At 45.9% G+C, this 12,163-nt stretch carries 5 protein-coding genes and 1 tRNA gene; 5 read left to right on the forward strand and 1 reads right to left on the reverse strand.

The features are described from left to right. The first annotated feature begins 521 nt into the window (after positions 1-521). From GSQ66_RS01060 to GSQ66_RS01075, 4 genes are all read left to right on the forward strand, one after another. On the forward strand, positions 522-5,774 hold the full coding sequence (locus GSQ66_RS01060; RefSeq protein WP_162425753.1) for a glycine-rich protein: 5,253 nt from the start codon (positions 522-524) through the stop codon (positions 5,772-5,774). Positions 5,775-5,779: 5 nt separating this feature from the next. After that, positions 5,780-6,772: a PorP/SprF family type IX secretion system membrane protein gene (locus tag GSQ66_RS01065; RefSeq protein ID WP_162425754.1), complete on the forward strand. Its 993-nt coding sequence runs from the start codon at positions 5,780-5,782 to the stop codon at positions 6,770-6,772. Between the two features lie 17 nt (positions 6,773-6,789). Further along, complete coding sequence (locus tag GSQ66_RS01070) at positions 6,790-7,965, forward strand: OmpA family protein (RefSeq protein ID WP_162425755.1); 1,176 nt, start codon at positions 6,790-6,792, stop codon at positions 7,963-7,965. A gap of 457 nt (positions 7,966-8,422) precedes the next feature. Next, positions 8,423-10,534: an Ig-like domain-containing protein gene (locus GSQ66_RS01075; RefSeq protein WP_162425756.1), complete on the forward strand. Its 2,112-nt coding sequence runs from the start codon at positions 8,423-8,425 to the stop codon at positions 10,532-10,534. A gap of 223 nt (positions 10,535-10,757) precedes the next feature. Here the strand turns inward: GSQ66_RS01075 and GSQ66_RS01080 are convergent. After that, positions 10,758-10,829, reverse strand: a tRNA-Glu gene (locus tag GSQ66_RS01080). A gap of 200 nt (positions 10,830-11,029) precedes the next feature. Here GSQ66_RS01080 and gap point away from each other — a divergent pair. Continuing rightward, positions 11,030-12,025, forward strand: a complete 996-nt coding sequence (gap, locus tag GSQ66_RS01085) for a type I glyceraldehyde-3-phosphate dehydrogenase (RefSeq protein ID WP_162425757.1) — start codon at positions 11,030-11,032, stop codon at positions 12,023-12,025. Positions 12,026-12,163: the final 138 nt, after the last annotated feature.

Here is a 12,163-nt window from a genome sequence, read left to right on the forward strand (position 1 = left end):
TTAACTGATGTTAACTATAGCATATTTTCTCTTTTTCCGCTTCCTGCCCCGCTACCAATAACAATGATAATGCAGCTTCGGCTTTTTTATGGAGTAACATTTTACAATGCATGATTTCAATTTATAGCCAACCCTTTACCCTCTTCTTATGAAACAAGTTGCTGCGCTCTCTGCTGAGTGTTCTGGGCGTGAGCCTTAACCGGGCAGCCGCCATGCAAATTACTGCTATCCTTTTGCAGTAATGCTGAGCTCGTTGTAGCTATAGTTCAAGGCTTTTCAGACAAGGCCGTGCAGCCGTTTTCATTTTCAGAATAATAATAAACAACCAACCTTTTTATATGGAACAATTTTACATGCAGTTATCCGCTTTGTGGGACTATCCCAAATCCTGCGGATTAACACGGCTCAGGTCTCTTTTGCTTAAAGTGATTTCAGACAAGACTGAAATGGTGCCTTTAAACAAGTCAGGCCATCAGATAAGTAAGGGGAGTTATACTTGCTCATTTCAAGCCATAGGTAGCATGCTTTTGCTCATCCTCTTACCATTTACTCTGACAGTTAGTTCTGCTAATGCGCAAGGCCTGCAGATGACGTGTCCTGCAGATATTAATGCAAACACAGCTAGCTCCTGCAATGCTAAAGTTAATTTTACAGATCCTGTCCCTACTATTAAAGATGAATTTAACTATACAGGAGGTGTCCAAACATACACTGTACCTGCCGGTGTTACTTCACTTAAAGTTGATGTAATTGGTGCCAGTGGCGGATATGCTTACCCTAAAGTTTCACATATTCCAGGAAATGGCGGCAGGTTGCAAGCTAATATTGCAGTAAATCCCGGGGATGTACTTTATCTGTATGTGGGAGGCAAAGGCAGCGACGGAGAGTCTACTGTAATGTCGCCGGGAGGCTATAATGGTGGTGGCCTAGGACAAAATGCGATGAGCAGTTACAGTGGCGGCGGTGGCGGCGGCGCTTCTGATATCAGACTTAATGGAACCTCATTAAGTAATCGTATAATCGTAGCTGGCGGCGGCGGCGGAGCGGCTTACAATTTTCAAGCTGGAGATGACGGTGGTAATGGTGGAGAACTGACAGGTGCAGACGGAAAAACAGGTGATGCTGCGGGTGCTTCGGGAGGTAAAGGAGGCACACAGACTGCTGGTGGAGCAGGCGGGTTTTGGTATGAATATTACCAAGGTACTCCTGGTACATTAGGTACTGGTGGTAATGGTGCACCATCTACTAGTGGCGGAGGAGCTGGTGGCGGCTATTATGGCGGCGGCGGCGGGGCATGGACTGGTGCCGGTGGTGGAAGCAGCTTTTCTTTTAGTGGGGCTACGGATGTAATACATACACAAGGTGATCGCATAGGGAACGGTCAAATTATAGTTAGTAATCCAACAAATACAGTTACACTAACTCAAACGGCAGGTCTGCCAAGCGGATCAAGTTTTCCAGTAGGTACTACAGTAAATACATTTAAAGCAACTGATAATTTAGGAAATTCTGTAACCTGCTCATTTAATGTAATTGTAACAGATACAGAAAAGCCAACTATAGCTGCAGCGGCAGATATTACCAAAAATGTAGGCCTAAATACAGGAACCGGAACGAAGACGGTTACCCTGCCTAATAATAATGCTTTTGCAGGAAGTTATCCAGCTATCATTAATTTTCAGGATCCTTTGCCAGCTGGAGCAGTCATTACGGGCTACTCCGTTAGCTACACGGTATACTCACCTTATTCAGCAGCTGTTAGTCCAAGTATATCAGGTTCGGGTATTGGGGATTTCAATCCGAACCAGGAAACAAAAACACTCCATGTCAGCTTTGATAAAACTATACCAAATTATGTATATGGCGGTACAAACAACCTGACTATATACTCCTGGTGGAATGGAATATACTTTAGAGGTGGTACAATTACCTTACATTATGCTACTGTAAACCCAAATGTTTGCGAGGCATCAGTTACGGTTCCAAAACCACTTGTTACAGACAACTGTAATGGGACAACCCTGGTAAATAGCTTTAACGGCACTTCAGATGCAAGTGGCGTTTACCCGGTTGGTACAACAGATGTGATCTGGACGGCAACGGATGCAAATGGCAACGTTACTACTCATACTCAAAAAGTAACAGTAGTAGATAACGTAAAGCCAACTATAACTGCGCCTGCAACAGTAACCGTAAGTAATGATGCCGGAAAGACTACAGCATCTGGAGTTACACTTGGAACACCAGTAACTGCAGACAACTGCGAGTTAGGTACAACAACCAACGATGCACCTGGAACTTTCCCGATAGGAAATACAACAGTAACCTGGACAGTAACAGATGCAGTAGGAAATTCAGCTACAGCTACACAAATAGTAACAGTAGAAGATAAAGAAGGTCCTGTTCCAACTATAGCCACGCTGCCAACTATTACTGGGGAGTGTTCAGCCACTGTAACAGCGCCAACTGCTTCCGATAATGTTTCCGGTACTATTACCGGAACAACTACAGATCCTGTAACATATACTGCTCAAGGTACCTATACTATAAACTGGACTTATACAGATGGTGCTGGTAACAAAACCACGCAGGAACAGACAGTTAGAGTTAAGGATATCAGAAAGCCAGGAGAGCCATCATTTGCTGCACCTGCTACTATAGCTAGCGAAGTTTATGAAGCAGCCCATTATAATCTCGCTTATTCACTTGATCTTCCAAACTATGCGAACTGGGATGATCAGAGCCAGATACCTTATACTATAAACAATGCTGCAGCTTTACAGGGTAAAACCATTACTCGTATCGCTTACGCAATGGAATTAGATAACAAATGGGTATGGGTATCTATGGATGCCTTTAGCCAGGATGTTTCTAAACTGGGTATACCTACCGGAGTTGATGGCTTCCAGCAAAAGGTGAGCAACATGAATGTTGTGGCAAGTTCGAACTCAGGATTAACGAATGCGACAGGCATAGCTACTGGAAACATAGAGATATGGTCACAGTGTTACTCTGTAACTAATTCTTTAGGTCTGCAAGGTGCAAACAATAATATTTATGACTTTGATGACATAAGAGATGGTGAAAACTGTTACGGCTCTTTCCAGGTGCATAACTTTGGAACAGGCGAAACGCTACTTGCTTTTAACCGTTGGTCAGATGCAGCTGGTGAAATACTTGATATGGGTATTGGAAGCCGGCCTAGTGAACACACTGACTGGACTTTTGCCAGCAACGCTGTAGATTATACTACTAAAAAGCTTCATGTATTTGTTCAGACAGAAGATGTTGTTTTTGCAAAAGACGCAACCGTATACTTAGATGCAACTGGTAATGCTTCTATTACAGTAGCAGATGTAAATGCCGGTGTAACTGATAATTGTGGAATCGCCACAGTTGAAGTAAGCCCAAGCACATTTACTGATGCAAATTTAGGTAAAAATACAGTTGTACTTACAGCTACGGATGTAAACGGAAATGTAGGAACTGCAACTGCAATAGTTACTGTAATTGATAATCTAGCTCCGGTTGTAATAACACAGGATTTAACGATACAGTTAGATGTAAATGGTACAGCTACTATAACTGCAGATCAGGTTAACAATAACACGACTGATAACGGTGGCATTGCATCAATGACCTTGTCCAGGACTTCGTTTGATTGCAATAACCTGGGTGCAAACACCGTGACCCTAACCGTAACGGATTTAAGCGGCAACAGCGAAACGGCCACGGCTACAGTCACTATAGTTGATTTGATCAAGCCAACTATAACGGCTCCTGTAGCCGTAACAGTTAACACCGATGCCGGTAAAAATACAGCTTCAGAGGTAGCGTTAGGAACTGCTGTAACAGCTGATAATTGTTCAGTAGCCAGTATAACCAATGATGCACCTGTTACTTTCCCGGTTGGCAATACCACTGTCACCTGGACGGTGACAGATGTGGCAGGCAATTCAGCCACCGCTACGCAGCTGGTAACGGTAACAGATAAAGAAGCCCCGGTACCAACTATAGCTACACTGCCAACTATAACAGGACAGTGCTCAGCTACTGTTACTGCCCCGACCGCTACCGACAATGTGTCTGGCACGCTTACCGGTACTACTCCAGATCCTTTAGAATACACTGAGCAGGGTACCTATACCATTACCTGGACCTATGAGGATGGAGCGGGTAACAGCTTTACCCAACCCCAGCAGGTAGTGGTTAAGGACGATACCAAGCCAGTAGTACTTACCCAAAACATCACGGTTTCGCTTGATGCTACAGGTAATGCTACTATAACAACAGTTCAGATCGATAACGGCTCTAGCGACAACTGCGGGATTGCCTCTTACAAACTCGATAAAGCGGAGTTTGGCTGCGCTCACCTGGGAGAGAACACGGTAACTTTAACGGTAACGGATGTGAACGGCAACGTTGCTAAAAAAGAGGCTATAGTAACTATAGTTGATGAGATCGCGCCAACGGCCCTTGCCAGAAACATTACCGTTGAACTGGATGCAAACGGTTCGGTAACCCTTACGGCAGCGCAGGTGAACGATAACTCAACTGACAATTGTGGTGTTGCAACGCTGACGCTTGATAAGGATACATTTGGGTGCAGCAACCTGGGTGAGAACACGGTTAACTTAACTGTAACCGACAAAGCCGGTAACACAGCCATAGCTGCCGCTACAGTTACCATCGTGGATCACATCGCCCCAACGATAACGGCCCCGGCAGACGTGGTAGTAGACGTGGATGCCGGCAAAACGACTGCTTCCAACGTAGACCTGGGAACGCCGGTTACGGCTGATAACTGCGATGCTGCAGCTATAGATGTAACCAACGATGCGCCAACGCACTACCCGGCAGGCACAACCACAGTGACCTGGACGGCAACCGATGCATCTGGCAACAAAACGACGGCGACCCAGACAGTCACCGTTCGCCAGGACATCGCTTCGGTGGCCACACTTGCTACCATCACCGTGCCGATCAGGACAGCCTTTGCCAGTGTGCCGCTTCCGGCCACTGTAGCGGTCACTTACACCAACGGAGAGCAGGAAGCGATCGGGGTCACGTGGGCAGCGGGCACTTACAATGGCCTGGTGGCCGGCACCTACGTGCTAAGCGGTCAGCTTATTGCTGCACCAAACACGACCAACCAAAGCAGCAAAACAGCGACCATCACCGTTGTTGTGGAGCCAAACAAAGTGCCGACGGCACTGGCCTTCAGTGCGACTACCTTTGCCCCAAATGTGCAGGCAGACGATGTGATCGGCACCCTTACGACCACCGACCCGGATGATACCCAGTTTGTATATACCCTGGTAGCCGGCAGCGGCGATAGCGACAACAGCCTGTTTGAGATCTCGGGCGATAAGGTATACCTGAAGTCAAACAACGGCCTGTCCGGTAAAACTACTTTCAGCTTCCGGGTGCGCAGCACAGACCCTTACCAGAACACGATTGAAAAAGCGTTTACCCTGACCAAAGGAAACTATGGCGTGGCGGTTGATAAACTCAAGATCGTGAATGCCTTCTCGCCCAACGGTGACGGCATCAACGACAGCTGGAGCATCCCTGAGCTGCGCTTCTACAACCAGGTGGAAGTGGAAGTGTTTGACCGCTCGGGCGTACGCCTGTTCCATACCACGGATCCGGAAATGGCCTGGGACGGACGCAGCGCAAACGGGCAGGTCCTGCAGGGGGCTTTCTTCTACATCGTGCAGGTACGGGACATCAACCTGGTGAAAAAAGGTGTTGTGACCATTCTTAAAAAGTAATCAAAATGAAAAAGATATATTTAACCATCGCCCTGGTGGCTTCTGTGCTGGGGGCAAGTGCCCAGAACAGAAAGCATGTGGCCAACTTCTCGCTGTTTCAGCACTACTTTAACCCGGCCCTGACCGGCTACGAAGGCTCCATGCTCAAGACCTATTACCGCAACCAGTGGACGGGCTTTGAAGACGCGCCCAAAACCATTTTTGCCTCCGCCGAGCTGGACCTGGCCGACCTGGCATCGTGGAAGAAGGATGGTCTGCTGCAAACAAGTGAAACGGACACCTATAACCGCCAGCTGGGCGCCAGGCACGCATTCGGCCTGGCTGTTCTAAACGACCGTTTTGGCCCCTTCACCGAAACGCAGCTGCACCTGAGCTACGGCACGCGCGTGCGCTTGTCAGAGAAGCTGAGTCTGCGCTGGGGGGCTGCCGCCACCTACAGCTCCCAGCAGCTGGATGCCAGCAAGCTGACGATGGACCAGGAAGGCGACCCGGAGTTCGAGGGCTTTAAGGGGGAGAGTGGCAAGGTAGGCAAACTGGACCTGAACATGGGCCTGGTGCTGACAGCTGAGAATTTCTACCTGGGCTACGCGATGCAGGACATCCTGAAAGGTAAAATGACTACCGGGGACGATTACCTGGCCAACAGCTTTCCCTGGCAGCACGTGGTGCAGGCCGGCTACCGTGCCGCCCTCTCAGAGCAGGTCGGCCTGGTGGTGAATGGCCTGTACCGCTACGATGCAAAGCTGGAAGAGACCATGGAAGGCCAGGTGAAGGCAGTATACCAGAACATGCTGTGGCTGGGAGCGGGTTACCGCCGGGACCTGGCCTACTCGCTGCAGGGGGGCGTAAGGCTGAAGCAGTTGCGCCTGGGGTATGTGTACGAAGTGCCCACGGCGGATGCCCGGTACCTGGATAAAGCCACCAACGAGCTCATGCTCATCTATAACCTGCTGGCGGTGAAGTATCCGAAGTATGGCAAAAAAGTAACGATGTGGTAAGCGGAAGAAAAAAGACAATGAAGAAGATAATTTATACGGTCGCCTTTTTACTGGCAGGCGCTACTGCCGTCCGGGCACAGGTGGAGCTAAAGCAAACCAAAGCCGAGCTGGCCGATTTTATATTACTGGAAAACGGGCTGCTGGTCTATACCCTCAAAGAAGCACAGGGGCAGTTTATCTACTCCGAGCAGCGGGGCAGAAGTGAAACCTCTAAAAAGGAGCTGGCGCTGAACACCGGGGTGCTGAATGCGGTGATCGGAGGCGGTAAGGGCGAACTCTATGTGTACCACAAGAATGGCCGCAACCAGGAGATGCTTGCGTTCTATACTTTAAAGGACGGAAGCTTTGAAAAAACAGGGGAGCGTAAACTGCCCAAACTAAAGAACCATTCCCGTAACCTGGGCCTGTTCCTCTCACAAGACAAGAACACGCTGCTGGTAGCGGCAGACCTGGGCCGTTCGCAGGGCTACGAAGACCTGTATGTGAGCAAGTGGGAAAACAACCGCTGGAGCAAGCCCGGCAGCCTGGGCAAAGCGGTGAATACCCGCCAGGCAGAGTTTGCCCCGTATATGGCCAACGACACGCTTTACTTTTCCCGAAAGGAAGAAGCGGCAGCCTATAACTACAGCTCGCCATTGGATCTGGCTGCCGGCAGGGCGGGTGCTGCCACTAAGCTGGCCCCTTTCATCAATGTGGCCGGCAGCTATAATGCCTACTACAAAAAAGCGGCAGAGCGCCAGATGTGGATTTCTGCTTCCAGGGAGCAGGACTACTTTTACACGGCCTACCTGCTGGAAAAGCCTGCCCCGGCTATCGAAGAAGTGAAAGCGGACCTGGTGCCTGTTGCAGAGGAAGTAACCACTACGCCGGCCGTGAAAACAAGAGCCGCTGCTCCGGGCCTGAAGTTATTTTATGCCTTTAACAGCATCTACCTGAACCTGGAAGAAGTGTCGGCCCTGGCCAGGTTCTTAAACCAGCAGCCACCAGGCACTGCCTTCGTGGTCAAAGGCTACTCGGATGGCTATGGCACGGCCCAGGCAAAGGAGTATGTGAGCCATCACCGGGCCCTGCAGGTGAAGCACCACATCGAGAAGTATTTCCCTAAAAAGCAGTTTGTCATCACCCTGGAGCACGAAGTGCGCGACCAGAAAGGCAAAGACAACCGAAAAACAGAACTCTACCTCATGCAATAACTGGTGCGAAAGAAATATTTCTCAAAAGGGTTGATCATGTGATTAAACCTTTTTTACAGATATGAATGGTCAATGCAGAGGGGAAATGACTATAAAAATGTAGAGAGTACTGATCGTTTTTGTAATACTTCCCCTGTACCGGATTTAGAAAAACGAATTATCATATTCAAAAGCTGATACACACTAAGTGGGTTTAATAAAAATATAGAGCAGACGATAATATATTAACTGGCTAAGAATATTCCCTGATTATTTTTAGGCTTTTTACAACCCTAGAATGCCGCTTCTGCTTCATATCACTAATATTAAGGTGTATATGTAATATTTTTCTCGTGCGGTGAGGGAGTCTAAATTATATTTAAATATTTATATTATCGAATATTACTATATTGTAAAGTTGTTATAATGCTTGATAAATTATTACTTTTTACATCTCATTCACCCTTAGTGTAAGCATATGAAAAGATACATACTCTTTTTCTTAACAATTTTCTTTGTCGTAGCCTGTAGTTCATCAGAGAATCCGTCACCCGCTGCTACAGAGTCTATTTCACTTCTTACTAAAACAGCTACTCCCGGGCAAATAGTAATTTCTCAGGCGGCAGATAAACCTGAGATTACTTCTACTTCTGTAATTAAAGTTGGAGAACTGGACGTGCAGGTTTTTGCCGGGGATTCTAACCAGGTACTTTTTATCATGCCTGTACTTGCTTCCGGAAATGTAGTGGTTAATTACAGCGGAATAGGTATCAGTAAGCAACTTGATTTGACAGTAGGAGCTTATACGACGATAACTAACCCTGCTGCTGTGGCCAATGCCTTTACAACTGAATTAGATGCTGTTGCGAAAAAACTGCAAGCGTATGTAAATGATCCTATTATACAGTTGGATCCTGCCTACATAGCTGTATTGAATCAGCAGAACCAGGCTGTGAAAGAGAACTTCTCTAAACTGACTGCTGAAGAACAGTTAAAGCTAGCCTACATGCTGCAAAGTATAACACCAGATGAAAGCGAGTTTAGTTTAGATGAGCCTGATCCGAATAACTATAGAATAAATAATACTGCCGACCCCGGCGAAGAAATTTACAGAACCGGGAAGAACTTTGTAAAAAGCATGATTGCCGGTTCTGTAAGCTTATTTCTTGGTACACAGTTAGCTATGCTTCCTTCCCCATTGTTATTTGATAAGGTAGCAGCCGCAGCTTGTATGGCCACAAGTGTTGGTTTTTTTGTGAAGGCACATTCTGAAGCACAAAGAATAGCCCTGTTAAAAGGTGTGGCAGAGACAATACTTGAATCATTTTCTGGTAACCGTGTAGGCGTGGTAATTCCCGGTGGAAGACAAGCAGCAGCAGATGAGACTGTCTTTAACAAAGATAAAGCAAAAGTGCTGACCTTAAATGGTGAATACCGAACACTGGTAAAAACAGATGCCGGTTCTTCTGTAGCCTTTTTTGCCACTACCTTCAAGTACCTGGCCAAAATGCAGGAATCGTACAATACCATTTTGGCAACTACCAATAAAATCAAAAGCTGGTTCTTTGGGTCCGGCCCAAGCATCCCGGAATATAAAGATCCGATAAAGACCCAGGCTGCTAAGAAAGAACTACCACTACCATCCGGTAAAGTAGCTTTTAAGAATATCTCCGATGCCAAGATTCAACTCTCGGCTACTCCTGCAGCAGATGGTAAGTTTAACCTTGTTGCAACCAGCACTGCTACCGGCCTGCAGGATAAGCCATTCAGTTTTGATGTTTTATTTACGGATAATAACCTGGGCGTGCTTCTTACCAAAAAAGTGACTGCTATTTACAGGCCTGCTCAACCACATGCTGTTTCGCTGGTAGACGGAAATAACCAGGAAGGTGAACCGGGTAAGCTGTTAGCGAAGCCTTTGAAAGTAAAAGTGATAGATGCAGATGGAAATGCCTTGAAGGACATAGAGGTAGAATGGACTGTTAAATCAGGAAATGGTACCTTAAGCGCAGCTAAGACAGTTACTGATGCCCAAGGCATGACTGAAGTAACCTGGAAGATGCATCAAACGCCTTCCGCGGATCAAAGAGTTGAAGCGATGGTGAGAAAAGGGGATGGCACTTTGGTAAATGGAGCTCCTGTTGCATTTAAAGCTACGCTGGGCATAGTAACCAGGCTGATAAATGGAAGCCCATGGAAACTTACATCCTATATTGTAGATGGAGAAGAGCAATTTAATTTTAAAAATTTAGGTAACAAAACGTGTTATCCGGCTGGAATTTATGATAAAACTAGATTTGTTGAAGGGACGTTTTCTTTTAGTTCAACTACCCTAACAAAGAACATTAAATCAGAAGAACACACTTATAATTGTAACGCTAAATCTTTTGACATAAGCTATAATAACAATTGGAGTGGTGCTCACCAATGGAAAATAGATAAAGGTACCGGGAAATTAGTCTTTATGAATGATGGCCAGGAAGAAGCTTGGCTGGCAATTACTATAATTTCTGATACCAAAATAAGGTTCGATGGTATAGGTGGTAGAGGAGAGGATGAGATGGGTTTTTCATTTGAAATAGAAGACTAATTTTCTAATTCAATAGCATGAACATTTTTTATCAGAGATATAGGCTGTCGTATTTAAAGGTTGACAATCATTCTCTACGAAACAAGCGTAGCAGAAATTAAAAAGAATTAAACATTTTAGAAAACGATCTGCACCCTTATAGTTCGATAAACCAAATCGAAGGGGAAATTTATTGAACCAAAAAAGCCGTTACATTTAACGTGGAGTGGCTTTTTTACTATAGTAGTCCGTAGGGGAATCGAACCCCTGTTGCCAGAATGAAAATCTGAAGTCCTAACCCCTAGACGAACGGACCGTGCTGTGTTTTACCAACCATTTGCTGATTGGTGATGCAAATATAGGCTACAAAAATGTTTTGCAAAACATTTAAGCCAAAAAAAACCGAACCAAACCGTAATTGCTTCGTTGTCAGGGTAGAAAAAAATATTGGTTTTACTATAAGCTAATCGTAACTTCGCACCATATTAAATACTCATCATACCAAACATAGATATCATGTCTAAAATTAAAGTTGCAATTAACGGTTTTGGCCGTATCGGTAGACTTACTTTTAAGGCACTGCTCCAGAAAGAGAATGTAGAAGTAGTTGCTATCAACGACCTTACCAATACTAAAACACTCGCCCATTTGCTTAAGTATGACTCCGTACATGGCAAGTTTGATGGCACGGTAGAAGCTACTGATAACGGCATTATCGTAAATGGCCGTGAAATCAGAATTACAGCTGAGCGCGAGCCTAAAAACCTGCCTTGGGGACAGCTTGGCGTAGATGTAGTACTTGAATCAACTGGTCGTTTTGTGGACGAGCAGGGCGCTGGCGGTCACCTGGAAGCCGGTGCTAAAAAAGTAGTTATCTCTGCACCTGCAAAAGGTAACATACCTACAGTTGTACTAGGCGTGAACGAAGACATCCTGAAAGGTGATGAAACTATAGTTTCCAACGCATCGTGCACAACAAACTGCCTTGCACCAATGGCTAAAGTACTTGACGATACTTTCGGTATCGAGAAAGGCTATATTACAACTGTGCACGCATATACTTCTGATCAGAGCCTGCAGGATTCGCCACATAGCGACCTGAGAAGAGCGCGTGCTGCTGCTTACTCTATCATCCCAACATCTACTGGTGCTGCTAAGGCGGTAGGTCTTGTATTGCCACACCTTAAAGGTAAACTGGATGGCGTTGCAATGCGCGTGCCTATTCCGGATGGCTCTCTTACAGACTTAACCTGTATCTTAAAGAGACCGGTTACAAAAGAAGAAATTAATGCGGCGATGAAAAAGGCTGCTGAAGGTGAAATGAAAGGCATTCTGGAGTATACCGAAGATCCGATTGTTTCTATCGATATCGTTGGCAACCCACACTCTTGTATTTTTGATGCAGAGCTTACTTCAGCGAACGAAACACTTGTAAAAGTAGTAGGCTGGTACGATAACGAAACCGGTTACTCTAACAGAGCTGCTGACCTGATCGCGAAGATCGGACAATAAGCTATAGTTATATAACATAAACGAAAGCCTGCCAAATGGTGGGCTTTCGTTTTTTTGTTGCGTATATATAGCTATACTATAAATTAAATTAGTAAATTGATATATATCATAGTTTAAGGAAACAGAGTATTCTACTTT

Source organism: Pontibacter pudoricolor, assembly GCF_010092985.1.
Taxonomy (GTDB): domain Bacteria; phylum Bacteroidota; class Bacteroidia; order Cytophagales; family Hymenobacteraceae; genus Pontibacter; species Pontibacter pudoricolor.

Bases quoted from the DNA above. Each gene is read 5' to 3' on its own strand.
- GSQ66_RS01060 (WP_162425753.1), top strand. From the start codon at position 522: ATGCTTTTGCTCATCCTCTTACCATTTACTCTGACAGTTAGTTCTGCT.
- GSQ66_RS01065 (WP_162425754.1), top strand. From the start codon at position 5,780: ATGAAAAAGATATATTTAACCATCGCCCTGGTGGCTTCTGTGCTGGGG.
- GSQ66_RS01070 (WP_162425755.1), top strand. From the start codon at position 6,790: ATGAAGAAGATAATTTATACGGTCGCCTTTTTACTGGCAGGCGCTACT.
- GSQ66_RS01075 (WP_162425756.1), top strand. From the start codon at position 8,423: ATGAAAAGATACATACTCTTTTTCTTAACAATTTTCTTTGTCGTAGCC.
- gap (WP_162425757.1), top strand. From the start codon at position 11,030: ATGTCTAAAATTAAAGTTGCAATTAACGGTTTTGGCCGTATCGGTAGA.